We start from the raw sequence: 13,595 nt of genomic DNA, 5'->3' as shown, positions 1-13,595 counted from the left end.
GGCCCTCAAATTCAATGCCTGATCAACTTCTCCTGCACCGCCTGCTGATCCACCTCCAGCAACACCTGCTGCTTGCCGGCGACCATCACCGCCGCCGGCAACCCATCCCGATACACAACCCGATTCCCACTCACCGCCGGCACCTTGCTGCCCGGTAACAATGTGCCCACCAGGTTCAGCGGGTCAGCCCCGCACACGGCGATCAAACTCCCGTCATGGGGGCGGCGCCGCACCTCGCGCAGCAACGGGATCGCCTCCGGCAACGCAAACTGCTCACCCGCCAGCCCGCTGACAAACCGCCCACCGCGAATCTCACCCCGGGCTTCCAGCCGATGGAATGTGCGTAGCAGTTCGCGCCAACTCGGCAACCAATCCGCCTCGCGCTCCAGCAAGCGCCAGAACACCACGCCATAACGGCGCAGCAAGGTCATCGCCACATGTTCCAGGGTTTCGGCCGAGTGCGGGCCGGCGGCGGTCGAGGGGCGGCGAATCAGCGCCCAGCGCCCGGCATCGTCCATGCCGCCGATAAACGCCCCACGCCCGCGCCGACTGCTGCGCGCCTGGCGCTTGCTGGCCGGGGTGGTCAGTGCGCGCAACCCGGCAAAACTGTCGGCATTCACCAGGCCGGCGCCGACCAGTTCCTGCAAGGCGGTTTCCAGTTCGCTGCGCAGCAGATGGGCTTCGTGCACCAGCTCATCGAAAAACAGCGCGCCGTGTTCGCGCAAGGCCAGGTGGACTTTCTGCGCCTTGGGCGACAGCGTCGTGCTGTCGGTGGGTTCGGTGAGCCCGCTCCACAATGCCACCTGGCTGCGCGGCAACAGCACCACCGGTGTGCTGCGCAGGGCGATGGCGCCGGACTTGTTGCTCAAGCGCGTCCACACCAGCTTGCCGCTGCGGCACAGCTCGTCGAGCCAGGTCGATGAGTAATCCTTGAGCCGCGCACTGAGCAGGTCACTGTCCCAGGCCGACGTGGCGGCGGCGTAGCCTTCGAACTGGCCGACAATCTGCGGCAGCATCGCGTTGCCCTGGCCCCGCGTGCTGTCGGACAGATGCTGCCAATCGAACAGGAAGCGCATGAAATCCTGCAGCGCCACCGGCTCGATTTCCCGGCGCAGGCGCTTGACCGTGTAGCGATGAATGCGGGCGAGCAGATGCCGTTCGCACCATTGTTCCTCGAGTGCGCCGGGGCTGAAGCGACCGCGCAGCACGTAGCCTTCCTGCTCCAGGCGGGCCAGCGCCCGGGTAACGTCGGCCAGCGGCAGGGCCAGTGGCGCGGCGATCTCGATAATGCTCTGCGGGCCGAAGCCACCCAGGCGTGCACGCAGCACCTCGACGAGTGCGTCGTCAAAGGTCCAGGGCTCATCGAAGCCGGGGAGCAACGGCAAATTGTTGGGGTAGATCGCCTGCAAACACCCCAGGCGCTCCACCGCGACCCACAGGCCATTGGACAATTGAAAGGCGCGGCCAGCCTTGGCCAAGGCGTTCAGCCACTCGGCCCATGGCGCCGTGACTTCGTGACTGGTGATGCACGCCAGGCTCATCAGTGCCTCATGCATTTCATCCACGCCATGGGGCGCCGGCCAGGCCTCTTCGCGCACGCCAGCGATGGCGTCCGCATCCAGTGCGCCGAGGTCGTCGGTGCTCTGCGGGTCGCTCCAACGGCGGTTGAGCACGGCCTGGGTGCGGCGTTCTTCCAGCGGTGCATCGTCGAGAAAGGTGTAGGGGCGCGCGCTGAGGATTTCGGCGGCCATGGGCGAGGGCGCCGGCAGGTCGCGGCTGATCAAGCGCACTTCGCCGCGCTCCATGCGCCGCAGCAAGGCAAGCCAGGCGTCGCTGTCCATGGCTTCGTGCAGGCAGTCATCGAGGGTTTGTTCCACCAGCGGGTGCTCGGGCACTTCGCGTTCGCCGGCGAGGTTTTCCAGGCAGGCGATCTGGTCGGGGAACACACTGGCGATCAGGTCTTCGCTCTTCATACGCTGCAGCTGCGGCGCCACTTTGCGTCCGCCGGTAAAGCGCGGCAGCGCCAGGGCCACGCCGGCGTTCCAGCGCCAGCGCACGCCGAACAGCGGCGCATCCAGCACCGCCTGGATCAGCAGGTGTTCAGCACTGTGGCTGTTGAGGTAACGCCACACCTCATCCAGCTCGAAACTGTGGCTGGTGGACAGCGACAGCACGATCGCATTTTCGCTGGCTGCCGCCTGCAATTCGAAATTGAAGGTGCGGCAAAAACGCTTGCGCAAGGCCAGGCCCCAGGCCCGGTTGATGCGGCTGCCGAACGGCGTGTGGATGATCAACTGGGTGCCGCCGGATTCGTCGAAAAACCGCTCCATGATCAACGTGTCCCGGGACGGCAACGCGCCGAGGGCCAGGCGCGCGCGGGCCAGGTAGTCGAGGATCTGTTCGGCGCTGGCGCGGTTCAGGCCAAGGGTGCCGGTGAGCCACTCTTGCGCCGGTTGCAGGTCGCCGGGGCTGGCGCTGAGCAGGGTGTCGAGTTGCCCCTGCAAACGCGCGACCGCGGCGGATAACTCATTGCTGCGCCCTGGCGCTTCGCCGAGCCAGAACGGAATGGTCGGCGGCTGGCCATGGGCGTCTTCGACCCGCACTTTGCCGGCTTCGACCCGCAGGATCCTGTAGGACGTATTACCGAGCTGGAAGATATCCCCGGCGATGCTTTCCACCGCGAAGTCTTCGTTGACGCTGCCGATGTTCAGGCTCTGGGGTTCGAGCAACACACTGTAGTCGGCGTTGTCGGGGATGGTGCCGCCGCTGGTCACGGCGGTCAGCCTGGCGCCACGGCGACCGCGCAGGGTGCGGGTCAGGGCATCGCGGTGCAGGTACGCGCTGCGGATACCCTGGCGCCCGTTGTAGCCGTCGGCGAGCATCTGCAACAGCGCCTGGTAGTGGCGTTCATCCAGGGTGGCGTAGGGCGCGGCGCGGTGGATCAGGTCGAGCAGGACCTGCTCCGGCCACTCCTGGGCACTGACCTCGGCGATGATCTGCTGGGCCAGCACGTCCAGGGGCGCCACCGGGATCTGCACGGTGTCCAGTTCTCCCCGCCGCACACAATCGAGCAGGGCGGCGCATTCGATCAGATCGTCGCGGGTGGTGGCGAACAGGCGCCCCTTGGGCGTGCCGCCGACCTGGTGCCCGGAGCGGCCCACCCGTTGCAGAAAGCCGTTGATGGAGCCCGGCGAACCGATCTGGCACACCAAATCGACATCGCCGATATCAATCCCCAGCTCCAGTGACGCGGTGGCGATCAGCACTTGCAACTCGCCGGCCTTGAGCCGTTGCTCGGCATCCAGGCGCATTTCCTTGGCCAGGCTGCCGTGGTGGGCGGCCACGGCGCTCTTGCCCAGGCGCTCGCTCAGGTGCCGAGCCAGGCGTTCGGCCAGGCGCCGGGTGTTGACGAAGATCAGCGTGGTGCGGTGCTCACGGGCAAGGGCGGCGAGGCGGTCGTAGACCAGCTCCCAGACATCGTTGGCCATCACCGCCGACAGCGGCACCGGCGGCACTTCGATATCCAGGTCGCGGGGGCGGGCATGGCCGATGTCGACGATGTCGCACGTTCGCTCAGTGCCCACCAGAAAGCGCGACACGGCTTCAATGGGTTTTTGCGTGGCCGACAGACCGATGCGGGTCAGCGGCTCGGCGCACAAGCCTTGCAGGCGCTCCAGGCTCAGGGCCAGGTGGCTGCCGCGTTTGCTGGCGGCGATGGCGTGGATTTCATCGACGATCACCGTGCGCGCGCTGGCCAGCATCTGCCGGCCGGAGTCCGAGCCCAGCAGCACGTAGAGCGATTCCGGTGTGGTCACCAGGATATGCGGCGGGCGCTTGCGCATCTGTGCGCGGTCTTTCTGCGGGGTATCGCCGGTGCGCACGGCGGTGCGGACCACCAGTGGCGGCAGGCCCAGGCGCTGCAAATGCTCGGTGATCCCGGCCTGCGGGGTTTGCAGGTTGATCTGGATATCGTTGGACAGCGCCTTGAGCGGCGACACATACACCACCAGCGTCTCGTCCGGCAGTTGCCCGCCGTTGGCCAGGCCCTGGTGAACCAGGTCATCGAGCACCGCGAGGAACGCCGTCAGCGTCTTGCCGGAGCCGGTGGGCGCTGCGATCAGCGTCGAGCGGCGCTGGCGGATCAGCGGCCACGCCTGGGCCTGGGCGCTGGTCACCGAAGGGAAGGTGTGGCGGAACCAGGTGCTGACGGCGGGGTGGAAGCCGTTCAATACCGTGTCGGTTGATTCAGGAAGGTTCATGCCTAAGTTATGCGGCCCGCTCCAACAAGTTGCAACCCCGCACTTTATCCGTGACGGTTGCGCTACAAACCCGCAAAATGCAACGATTCTGGAATAAACCTACGGCACGCCTCACGGGCTTGCCGACCATAACCATCGTTCCAAACAGACCGGGCCTGCTCAATCTATGCGAATGCGCCTTATGTTACTGGGCGGCGGGAATGCCCTCGGGCAGGCGCTGATTCGCCTCGGTGCAGAGGAAGACATTGGTTTCCTCGCACCCAAACCGCCCCAAGACGGCTGGGATGCCGCAAGCCTCACCCAATTGCTCGACGACACCCGTCCCGATGCGTTGATCAACCTCGCCTACTATTTCGACTGGTTCCAGGCCGAAGCCGTCAGCGAAACCCGCCTGGCCGCCCAGGAGTTCGCCATCGAGCGCCTGGCCGAACTGTGCCAGCACCACAACATTACCCTGCTGCAACCGTCCAGCTACCGCGTGTTCGATGGCTCCCGCGCCACCGCCTACAGCGAAAAGGACGAGCCGGTGCCCCTGGGCCTGCGGGGCCAGGCGTTATGGCGGATCGAACAGAGCGTGCGCGCGACGTGTCCGCAACATGTGCTGTTGCGTTTTGGCTGGCTGCTGGATGACAGCGTCGACGGCACCCTCGGGCGCTTCCTGGCCCGGGCCGAGAAACCGGATGAATTGCTGATGGCCGACGACCGTCGCGGCAACCCGACGCCGGTGGACGATGCCGCGCGGGTGATCATCTCGGTGCTCAAGCAACTCGATTGCGCGGCGCCGCTGTGGGGCACTTACCACTACGCCGGGCATGAGGCGACCACGCCGCTGGCGCTGGGCCAGGCGATCCTCACCGAAGCGCGCAGCTACCATGCGCTGGCCATTGAAGCGCCCACCGCCCAGGCCCACGCGGCACGGCCGGATGCGGCAGACGAACCGCAGCATGCGGTGCTGGCCTGCAAGAAAATCCTCCACACCTTCGGCATCAAGCCGCGGGCGTGGCGAGCGGGGTTACCGGCGTTGCTGGACCGGTTCTACCGCCATAGCTGACACGACACAAAGCAAAATGTGGGAGGGGGGTTGCTGTGGTGATGGGGACTTGTCCCTCACCACAGCAACCCCCCTCCCACATTGGTTATGCAGTGTTGCTTAGAACTTGTAGCCGATACCCACCATGTAAACCATCGGGTCCACGTCCACATTGACCTTGGCCCGGGTGCCAGGCGCCACGGCGTTGTTTTCCACGGTGGCCTTGGTGCTGATGTCGATGTAGCGGGCCTGGGCGTTGATCATCCACTTGTCGTTGATCATGTAGTCCGCGCCGATCTGCGCAGCCCAACCCCAGGAGTTCTCGGCCTTGAAGTTGCTGAAGCCGGCTTCGGAGGCGCGGCTGCCGACGTGTTCGTCGTAGATCCAGGTGTAGTTGATACCGGCGCCTACATACGGCTGGAACGGGGATTTATTGTCCAGCGGGTAGTACACGACGCTCAGGGTCGGCGGCAGGTGTTTCAGCGTACCGAGCTTGCCGTTGGCGGCGCCGAGGGCGGTGCCCTTGATCTTCACGTCATGCTCGAACGGCGTGGCCGCCAGCAGTTCGATACCGACATGGCTGGTGAGCATGTAGGCGAAGTTCAAGCCCAGCTGGGTGTCGCTGCTCATGGTCGCCTTGCCGCCCAGGTTGGCGCCGGCCAGTGGGCCCTGGTCAACTTTGACGGTGCTGCTGTCTGCCTTCGGGTTCACGGTGATTGCACCGGCACGAATCAGAATGTCGCCCGCTTCGTGAGCGTGGACGGCAGGGGCGGCGAGTGCGAGGGCGAAGAGGGACGCGCCGAGCAGAGACTTGTTCATGGGAGCTCCAGAGGACGTTTAGAAGTTGTACGTCCAATGGTAAAGATCGTTCCGTCCGGTCTTTTGACTCAGCTCAATGAAAGGGCGATCAGCGTTATTCCGGCAGTTCGTAGATATAAATTTTCTCGGCATCCATCTGGTAGCCGGCGTCGGCCAGTTCACTGGTGGACGGTTTGACCTGCATCGCCCCCTCGATCCAGTACGGCTGGTAGAGCTCATCGAGCTTCACGCCGAGTTCGCTTTTCACGTGCACGATCTGATTCGATGGCGGCGGCGGCACATGGATGCACGCGCCGAAGTACGGCACCAGCAGGAACTCGGTGGTGCGCCCTTCTTCACTGACTTCCAGCGGCACGATATACCCGGGCAGGCGGATGTGCTGGCCATCGAGACTCTGCACCACCGGCGCATTGGGCAGATCCTGCTTGGCTGCTGGCGCCGCTTCGACGGACAAGGCATCGGCCATGTTCGACAGGTCGTGCAGCGGTTTCATGTTGGGGATTTCCGGCGGCGCGTCCGGCGGGATCATCTCCTGCCAGGACAAATCCCTGGGCTGGTCCTCCGCCCAGGCCGGCACGGCCACCAGCAGCAATAACGCAAACAGAGCGCGACGCATCGAAGCCTTCCTCATAAACGTATGGACAGCCCATCGGCCAGGGATTGTCGGTAGGCGCGCCAGGCGGGCACGCTGCCCATCAATAGCGCTGCCGCCAGGATACCGGCGAGCAGGGTCCATTCATATTCGCTGGGCCACGACATCGGCAGGTCGAGGCCGTAATTGGCCTGCAAATACCCGCGCGATGCGGCGATGCACACATACAGCAAGCCCACGCCTGCGATCACCCCGGACAGGGCCAGGGCGAAGGCTTCGAAAATCAGCAAGGTTGCGATATGCCACGGCCGCGCGCCCACCGAGCGCAGGATCGCCATTTCGCGGCGGCGTTCGTTGAGGCTGGTGAGGATTGCGGTGAGCATGCCGATCAAACCGGTCAGCACCACGAACAGCGAGATCACGAACAAGGCTTTTTCGGCGGTGCCCATCATGCTCCACAGCTCTTGCAGCGCCACGCCGGGCAGGATCGCCAGCATCGGTTCGCCACGGAATTCGTTGATCTCCCGCTGCAGGGCGAAGGTGGAAATCTTGTTGTTCAGGCCGAGCATAAAGGCCGTGATGGCTTGCGGGGTGAGGTCCATGTTGCGCGCCTGGTCGGCACTGATGCGGCCTTTGCCCTGGGCCGGTACGCCGTTGTGCCAGTCGATATGGATCGCCTCCATGCCGCCGAGGCTGATATGCAGCGTGCGGTCCACCGGCGTGCCGGTGCGCTTGAGAATACCGACCACGGTGAACGGTTTGTCATCGTGTTTTACCAGGCTGACCACCGCCACGCCGTGGGCCAGCACCAGCTTGTCGCCGAGCTTGTAGTGCAGGGCATCGGCGACTTCGGCGCCGAGCACCACTTCGAACGGGTCGGTGGCGAAGGCGCGGCCGCTGGCCAGTTCCAGGTTCTGTTTGCGCCCGTACTGGTAGTGCTCGAAGTACGACTCGTTGGTGCCCATCACCCGGTAACCGCGATGGGAGTCGCCGAGGGAAATCGGGATGGCCCATTTCACCTGGGGGCTGGCGGCGAAGTGCTCGTAGCTGTCCCACCGAATGTTGTTGGTGGCGTTGCCGATGCGGAACACCGAGTACAGCAGCAGGTTGACCGAACCGGAGCGCGCGCCGACGATCAGGTCGGTGCCGCTGATGGTGCTGGCGAAACTGTTGCGGGCCTCAACGCGCACGCGTTCCACCGCCAGCAGCAGGCACACCGACAAGGCGATGGCGAAGGCGGTGAGGATCGCGGTAAAGCGGCGGTTAGCCAGGCTGGCCATGGCTAGACGAAACAGATACATCTCAAACCTCTGCGGGCGTGGCGGCGCGATTGAGTTCGGCCAGCGACAGGTTGCGGTCGAACAGCGGCGCCAGGCTCTGGTCATGGCTGACAAACAACAGGCTGGCGCCGGCTTCGCGGCATTCGGCGAACAGCAGTCGAATGAAGGCTTCGCGGGCGTCGTAGTCCAGGGCGGAAGTGGGCTCGTCGGCGATCACCAACTCCGGTTGGCCGATCAGTGCACGGGCGGCGGCCACCCGTTGCTGTTGGCCGATGGACAACGAGTCGGCACGGCGCTCCAGCAGGTCTTTGTCCTTCAAACCCAGGTGCGCCAGCAAGGTCGCGGCGGCCTGGTCGACGCTGCCGTGGCGTTGGATCGCCCGTTGCGCGCGCAGCTTGGAAAAGTGGCAGGGCAACTCGACGTTCTCGCGCACCGACAGGAACGGCAGCAGGTTGAACTGCTGGAAGATATAGCCGGTGTGGTCAACACGAAAGCGGTCCCGGGCGCCGGCCGAGAGTTCGGTCAGCTCCTGGCCGAGCAGGCGGATGCTGCCCTGGCTGGGCTTCTGCACACCGCCGAGCAGGCCGAGCAAGGTGGTTTTGCCACTGCCGCTCGGCCCCTTCAGAAACAGGGTTTCCCCCGCTTCCAGGCGGAACGCGGGGATGTCCAGCAACTGTGGGTGACCGGGCCAGTTGAAGCCCAGGTCAGACAGTTCGATCAATGGGTGGGTCATGGGCACTCAGAACTTCAGGGTGGCTGCGGTGGCGGTCGCTTCAACACCTTGCTGGCCGCTCGGGCCGATCAGTTGTACCTGAATTTTCTGGGTGGCGGGGAAGGTCTTGAACACCTGGGTCAGGTCCAGGTTGCCCAGGGCGGTCGGCGTGGCACAGGTGAATTGGTAGTGGGCGTGGATTTCACTGTGATCGTGATGATGCTCGTGGGCGCCGTCTTTGGCGTCGTCATCATGATCATCGTCATCGTGGTCGGCTTCCGGTTTGTCGCCGAACAGCGGGCTGTTGAGTTCCTGGGAGCTGATCACGCAACCCGCGGCCTTGGGCAGGTTGAACAGCGCCAGTGGGTTCTCCAGTTGTTTGCGTGCAGCGGCGACCTTGGCTTTGTCGGCTGCGCTGGTGGCGAGGTGTTCGAAACCCACCAGGTTCATCGCCGGGCTGTCCAGTTCAAGCTCCAGGGCCTGGCCGTCGAGTACCGCGTTAAGGCGGCCGACGCCATGTTCGTGGGCGCCGAGGCTGCCGTGTTCGTGATCGTGGTCATGCTCGTCGGCAGCGTGAGCGATGGCGAGTGGCAACAGGGCAAACGGCAAAGCAAGCAACAGACGGCGCATGGGAAAGCTCCAGGAGATGAAAGTTTTGTTATGTGATCTTATAACAATAGTGCCGAGAGTTTGCCCGCCCGCTTGGCGTTGCGCAAGCCGCATGGGAGCATGCTCGTCAGAAAAAATGCAGGAGTAAGGACGATGTTGCGAATTCGTGGAACCATCGGCGACCTGCCGGTGGACTTGACCCTGGAGCTGGACGACGGCGATTGGGCACGACTCGGCGCGCAGTTGCAGGCAACGCCCATGGCAAGTGCGCCCGCCGCGCCGGCAGCGCCGGTCAAGCCGAACGATGATCTGTGGCAGAACGCCCAGGACCTGTTGCGCAACGCCGGGCAACTCAGTGGCCTGGAACTGCTTGATCGACTGGAAGGTTTGGCGGGGGATGCCGCGGCGGGCAAGCGCCTGTTGGTGCGCCTGCGCCATAGCGCCAAGGTCAAGGTGGCCAGCGGCGGGGATACGCCGCTGTACAGTTGGATCGGCGATTAGTACAGCGCGGCGAACAACTTGCGGCGGTACACGGTCACCAGCGGGTGATCATTGCCCAACAGTTCGAATACCTGCAGCAAGGTCTTGTGCGGCAGGCCTTCGCTGTAGCTGCGGTTGCGGATAAACAGCTTGAGCAAGCCTTCCAGCGCCGCGTCGTACTGCTGGCGCGCCAGTTGCTGAATCGCCAGTTGATAGGCGGCTTCGTCATCCTGCGGGTTTTGCGCCAGGCGGCTTTTCAGCTCGGCGGCGTCCGGCAGGTCGGCGGCCTGGCGCAGGAAGGTGATTTGCGCCTTGGCGCCGGCGAGCGCTGCTTTGTGGTCATCGCTCTTCACCGCATCGAGCACGGTTTGGGCTTCACCCAACTCACCGCGTTCGGCCAGGCAACGGGCGTACAGAATCAACGCGGCGGCGTTGGTGTTGTCTTCACCCAGCAGCGCCACCAGCACGGCCTCGGCGTCGCTGATGCGGCCATCGGCAAACAGCGCCTGGGCCTGCTCCAGTGGGTCAGCCGCCGCCGGTGGTGGCATCTTCACGTGAGGCTCCAGCAGCGCCCGCACCGCCGACTCCGGCTGCGCCCCGGCAAACCCATCCACCGGCTGGCCATCCTTGAACAGCACCACCGTCGGCAGGCTTTGAATGCCAAAGCGCGCGACGATGTCCTGCTCCGCCTCGCAATCGACCTTGGCCAGCAGCAGCTCACCCTGATAACTCTGGGCAATCTGCGCCAGCATCGGCATCAACGCCTTGCACGGCGCGCACCACTCGGCCCAGAAATCCACGAGCACGGGTTTTTCGAAGGAGTTCTGGATCACGGCCTGGTCGAAATTGGCGCTGGTGACGTCGAAGATGTACGGCGTGGGTTCACTCATGGGGCGTCTCGAATAAAGCGGGAATGGGGCAACTATAAGGGCTGGCGCCGCGAATGGTACAGGCTCACCTTGCGAAACTCCCAAGGCTCGGCCAAGTCCGGCAACGTCAGTGCATCGAGTATCTCCAGCCGTTGATAAGCCGGGTGCTGGAAGTCCCGCACGCGCGAGTCCGCCACCAGCGCTTCGCGGCCTCGGCTGAGGAAGTGGTCGAGCAACGGCAGGTTGGCGCGGTCGTAGAGCACGTCGGCGACCAGGATCAGGTCGAAGCGATCGGCTTCGGCGAAAAAGTCCGCCGAGTAACTCAGTTCCACACCGTTGAGTTCGGCATTCGCCCGGCAGGACGCTAACGCCAGCGGGTCCAGGTCGCAGGCCACCACTTCCAGCGCGCCGGCTTTGACCGCGGCAATCCCGGCCACACCGGAGCCCGCGCCGAAATCCAGCACGCGCTTGCCTTTCACCCATTGCGGGTTCGCCGCCAGATACCGCGCCAGCGCCAAGCCGCTGGCCCAGCAAAAACTCCAGTAGGGCGGTTCATGCAGGATGCGTCGGGTTTCCTCGGGGCTGAAGGCGCGGTTCATGTTGTCCGCATCCAGCAGCCACAATGAAAGCGCGGTGCCCGGCAGCGGGCAGGGCACCAGTTGGGCGTCGCCGATCAGCGCGCTCAGGGCGCGCTGCAAGTCCAGCGGCGGCGTCATGGCGCCTTGACGAGTTCCAGAGGGCCGGTGGTCTGGGTGATCGCCTGGGTGATGCGCACGGCAGGCAGGTGCAGGATCAACTGGCCGGATTGGCTGGCACGGCCACGCAATTCAACCCGCGCACCGGCTGGGAACGCCTCGGGGTTGTAGCGCAGGCGGAAGGCCAGGGGCTTGCCGTTGCCGGTCAAGACGCTGCTCGCCAACAGTTGTTGCGGGCGCGAACGGTCATCGATCACCAGCAGCGCCATCTCGACTTCGGCGCCGGCCGGTACGTTGGTGAGGCTGCCGCTGATTTCGCGTTGATAGGCGGGCAGGGGACCGAGGTCTTCAATGCCGGGGACTTTTTTCTCTTGTGCGGGCGTCGGTTGAGGGGCGGCCGGCTTGGGGGCTTCGCTGCTGCAGGCGACCAGGACACTGAACACGGTGAGCAAAACAAGTGGTCGTAACTGCATGTACGGCTCCAGAAAAGGACAAAATCCGTGGCTTGAAATATAAGAAACATATAGGCCTGCCTATATACCGTAAAGGCTATGGCTTGTCTTGCCACAGGGATGCGCTACCATGGCCCTCCCTTTTTTTGTTGCCTGCCACCATGCACTGTCCCTTCTGCGGTGCCAACGACACCAAGGTCATTGACTCGCGTCTGGTCGCCGAGGGCGATCAAGTGCGTCGCCGGCGCGAATGCCTGGCCTCTGGCTGCGGTGAACGTTTCACCACCTTCGAAACCGCCGAACTGGTATTGCCGCGCCTGATCAAGTCCGACGGCAGCCGCCAGCCCTTCGACGAAGAAAAACTGCGCGCCGGTATGCAGCGCGCCCTGGAAAAACGCCCGGTGAGTGTCGAGCGGCTGGAGGCGGCGCTGGCGCATATCAAGCACAAGCTGCGCGCCACCGGCGAACGCGAGGTCAAGAGCCTGGTGGTGGGAGAGCTGGTGATGGGCGAGCTGCAAAAGCTCGACGAAGTCGCCTATATCCGTTTCGCCTCGGTGTATCGACGCTTCCAGGACCTCAACGAGTTCCGCGAAGAGATCGACCGCCTGGCCCGTGAGCCGGTCAAAGAATGAACCCACTTTCTGCTGAACAGGCTGTGCTGGACGCTCATTACATGGCCCGCGCCCTCGAACTGGCGCGCAACGGCCTGTACACCACCCACCCCAACCCGCGTGTGGGCTGCGTGATTGTCCGCGCTGGGCAGATTGTCGGCGAAGGCTGGCATGTGCGCACCGGCGAGCCCCATGCGGAAGTGCATGCCTTGCGGGCTGCCGGTGACAAGGCGCGCGGCGCCACGGCGTACGTAACCCTCGAGCCCTGCAGCCACTACGGCCACACCCCGCCGTGCGCCGATGCGCTGGTGAGTGCCGGGCTGGCGCGGGTGGTCGCAGCGATGCAGGACCCCAACCCGGAAGTCGCCGGGCGCGGCATGCAGCGCCTGGCCCAGGCCGGAATCGAGGTGCGCAGCGGCGTGCTGGAAGGTGAAGCCAGGGCCCTGAATAAGGGCTTCCTCAAGCGTATGGAGCATGGCCTGCCGTTTGTGCGGGTCAAGCTGGCGATGAGTTTGGACGGCCGCACTGCCATGGCCAGCGGCGAAAGCCAATGGATCACCGGCCCCGCCGCCCGCGCCGCCGTGCAGCGCCTGCGCGCCGAAGCCAGCGTGGTGCTGACCGGTGCCGACACCGTATTGGCCGACGGCGCACGCCTGACCGTACGCGCCGCCGAACTCGGCCTGGACGACGCCACCACGGCCCTGGCCATGTCGCGCCCGCCGCTGCGTGTGCTGATCGACGGCCGTTTGCGCGTGCCGCTCAACGCACCGTTCTTCAAGGCCGGCCCGGCGTTGGTCATCACCTGCGTCACCGCGGAGAACCAGTTCCCCCGTGGCCCCGAATGCCTGGTGGTGCCGGGCGTGGACGGCCAGGTCGACCTGCGCTCGGCGCTGGTGGCGCTGGCCGCCCGTGGTGTCAACGACGTCTTGGTGGAAGCCGGCCCAAGCCTGGCGGGCGCGTTTGCCCAGCAGGGCCTGGTGGACGAATACGTGATTTTCGTCGCCGGCAAGTTCCTCGGCTCCGCTGCCCGGCCTTTGCTGGACTGGCCACTTGAGAAGCTGGCCGACGCGCCCCAACTCAAGATCACTGAAATGCGCGCTGTAGGCGACGACTGGCGAGTCACTGCCATCCCTGTGCCAGCAGCGAGCGTATAATTCTGACCGGGCGCTCAAGTGCCCGCACCGTTT

At 64.8% G+C, this 13,595-nt stretch carries 13 protein-coding genes; 4 read left to right on the top strand and 9 right to left on the bottom strand.

Features of this window, described 5'->3' with window-relative positions; all coding sequences use genetic code 11:
• Positions 1 to 11: 11 nt before the first annotated feature.
• Positions 12 to 4,259 carry a DEAD/DEAH box helicase gene (locus FX984_RS15955; protein WP_146477742.1) on the bottom strand — a complete coding sequence of 1,416 codons (4,248 nt, stop codon included), beginning with the start codon at positions 4,257 to 4,259 and terminating at the stop codon, positions 12 to 14.
• A 166-nt stretch (positions 4,260 to 4,425) separates the two neighbouring features.
• Between FX984_RS15955 and FX984_RS15950 the strand changes: the two genes are divergently transcribed.
• Positions 4,426 to 5,310, top strand: a complete 885-nt coding sequence (locus tag FX984_RS15950) for a sugar nucleotide-binding protein (RefSeq protein WP_027605180.1) — start codon at positions 4,426 to 4,428, stop codon at positions 5,308 to 5,310.
• 99 nt (positions 5,311 to 5,409) lie between these two features.
• Here the strand turns inward: FX984_RS15950 and FX984_RS15945 are convergent, their stop codons facing one another.
• The 5 genes from FX984_RS15945 to FX984_RS15925 form a co-directional block, all read right to left on the bottom strand.
• A complete protein-coding gene (locus FX984_RS15945; protein ID WP_027605181.1) occupies positions 5,410 to 6,108 on the bottom strand; it encodes an OmpW/AlkL family protein in 699 nt (232 codons plus the stop codon).
• A 94-nt stretch (positions 6,109 to 6,202) separates the two neighbouring features.
• Complete coding sequence (locus FX984_RS15940) at positions 6,203 to 6,724, bottom strand: DUF3299 domain-containing protein (RefSeq protein WP_074847751.1); 522 nt, start codon at positions 6,722 to 6,724, stop codon at positions 6,203 to 6,205.
• An 11-nt stretch (positions 6,725 to 6,735) separates the two neighbouring features.
• The gene (locus FX984_RS15935; RefSeq protein WP_027605183.1) at positions 6,736 to 8,001 is read right to left on the bottom strand and encodes an ABC transporter permease; all 1,266 of its coding nucleotides are present in this window, start codon (positions 7,999 to 8,001) and stop codon (positions 6,736 to 6,738) included.
• A 1-nt stretch (position 8,002) separates the two neighbouring features.
• Complete coding sequence (locus FX984_RS15930; RefSeq protein WP_027605184.1) at positions 8,003 to 8,713, bottom strand: ABC transporter ATP-binding protein; 711 nt, start codon at positions 8,711 to 8,713, stop codon at positions 8,003 to 8,005.
• A gap of 6 nt (positions 8,714 to 8,719) precedes the next feature.
• Complete coding sequence (locus tag FX984_RS15925) at positions 8,720 to 9,322, bottom strand: DUF2796 domain-containing protein (RefSeq protein ID WP_108574237.1); 603 nt, start codon at positions 9,320 to 9,322, stop codon at positions 8,720 to 8,722.
• Positions 9,323 to 9,454: 132 nt separating this feature from the next.
• Between FX984_RS15925 and FX984_RS15920 the strand changes: the two genes are divergently transcribed.
• The gene (locus FX984_RS15920) at positions 9,455 to 9,802 is read left to right on the top strand and encodes a hypothetical protein (protein ID WP_108574238.1); all 348 of its coding nucleotides are present in this window, start codon (positions 9,455 to 9,457) and stop codon (positions 9,800 to 9,802) included.
• On the opposite strand, the gene trxA is transcribed toward FX984_RS15920, so the two are convergent.
• Genes trxA through FX984_RS15905 form a run of 3 tightly spaced genes read right to left on the bottom strand, consistent with a single transcriptional unit; the run spans position 9,799 to position 11,818 of the window.
• A complete protein-coding gene (gene trxA / locus FX984_RS15915) occupies positions 9,799 to 10,671 on the bottom strand; it encodes a thioredoxin (protein ID WP_092358200.1) in 873 nt (290 codons plus the stop codon). The genes FX984_RS15920 and trxA overlap by 4 nt on opposite strands.
• 32 nt (positions 10,672 to 10,703) lie before the next feature.
• A complete protein-coding gene (locus FX984_RS15910) occupies positions 10,704 to 11,366 on the bottom strand; it encodes a class I SAM-dependent methyltransferase (RefSeq protein WP_092358202.1) in 663 nt (220 codons plus the stop codon).
• Complete coding sequence (locus tag FX984_RS15905; RefSeq protein ID WP_027605189.1) at positions 11,363 to 11,818, bottom strand: YbaY family lipoprotein; 456 nt, start codon at positions 11,816 to 11,818, stop codon at positions 11,363 to 11,365. Before FX984_RS15905 ends, FX984_RS15910 begins: the two co-directional genes overlap by 4 nt.
• A 140-nt stretch (positions 11,819 to 11,958) precedes the next feature.
• Between FX984_RS15905 and nrdR the strand changes: the two genes are divergently transcribed.
• Together nrdR and ribD are read left to right on the top strand one after the other, a co-directional pair.
• Positions 11,959 to 12,429: a transcriptional regulator NrdR gene (gene nrdR / locus FX984_RS15900; protein WP_027605190.1), complete on the top strand. Its 471-nt coding sequence runs from the start codon at positions 11,959 to 11,961 to the stop codon at positions 12,427 to 12,429.
• On the top strand, positions 12,426 to 13,562 hold the full coding sequence (ribD, locus tag FX984_RS15895) for a bifunctional diaminohydroxyphosphoribosylaminopyrimidine deaminase/5-amino-6-(5-phosphoribosylamino)uracil reductase RibD (RefSeq protein WP_065942243.1): 1,137 nt from the start codon (positions 12,426 to 12,428) through the stop codon (positions 13,560 to 13,562). The genes nrdR and ribD overlap by 4 nt, the downstream gene beginning before the upstream one ends.
• Positions 13,563 to 13,595: the final 33 nt, after the last annotated feature.

This window comes from Pseudomonas marginalis (genome assembly GCF_008692035.1).
Taxonomy (GTDB): Bacteria; Pseudomonadota; Gammaproteobacteria; order Pseudomonadales; family Pseudomonadaceae; genus Aquipseudomonas; species Aquipseudomonas marginalis.
Note: the sequence above shows the minus strand (reverse complement) of the source record. Positions and strands in the feature narration are given on the sequence as shown.

What these genes read in the sequence shown, in the direction of transcription:
- trxA (WP_092358200.1), bottom strand. Translation starts at nt 10,671, where the DNA reads ATGAGTGAACCCACGCCGTACATCTTCGACGTCACCAGCGCCAATTTC.
- FX984_RS15935 (WP_027605183.1), bottom strand. Translation starts at nt 8,001, where the DNA reads ATGTATCTGTTTCGTCTAGCCATGGCCAGCCTGGCTAACCGCCGCTTT.
- FX984_RS15905 (WP_027605189.1), bottom strand. Translation starts at nt 11,818, where the DNA reads ATGCAGTTACGACCACTTGTTTTGCTCACCGTGTTCAGTGTCCTGGTC.
- FX984_RS15940 (WP_074847751.1), bottom strand. Translation starts at nt 6,724, where the DNA reads ATGCGTCGCGCTCTGTTTGCGTTATTGCTGCTGGTGGCCGTGCCGGCC.
- FX984_RS15945 (WP_027605181.1), bottom strand. Translation starts at nt 6,108, where the DNA reads ATGAACAAGTCTCTGCTCGGCGCGTCCCTCTTCGCCCTCGCACTCGCC.
- FX984_RS15910 (WP_092358202.1), bottom strand. Translation starts at nt 11,366, where the DNA reads ATGACGCCGCCGCTGGACTTGCAGCGCGCCCTGAGCGCGCTGATCGGC.
- FX984_RS15920 (WP_108574238.1), top strand. Translation starts at nt 9,455, where the DNA reads ATGTTGCGAATTCGTGGAACCATCGGCGACCTGCCGGTGGACTTGACC.
- FX984_RS15955 (WP_146477742.1), bottom strand. Translation starts at nt 4,259, where the DNA reads ATGAACCTTCCTGAATCAACCGACACGGTATTGAACGGCTTCCACCCC.
- FX984_RS15950 (WP_027605180.1), top strand. Translation starts at nt 4,426, where the DNA reads ATGCGAATGCGCCTTATGTTACTGGGCGGCGGGAATGCCCTCGGGCAG.
- FX984_RS15925 (WP_108574237.1), bottom strand. Translation starts at nt 9,322, where the DNA reads ATGCGCCGTCTGTTGCTTGCTTTGCCGTTTGCCCTGTTGCCACTCGCC.
- nrdR (WP_027605190.1), top strand. Translation starts at nt 11,959, where the DNA reads ATGCACTGTCCCTTCTGCGGTGCCAACGACACCAAGGTCATTGACTCG.
- FX984_RS15930 (WP_027605184.1), bottom strand. Translation starts at nt 8,713, where the DNA reads ATGACCCACCCATTGATCGAACTGTCTGACCTGGGCTTCAACTGGCCC.
- ribD (WP_065942243.1), top strand. Translation starts at nt 12,426, where the DNA reads ATGAACCCACTTTCTGCTGAACAGGCTGTGCTGGACGCTCATTACATG.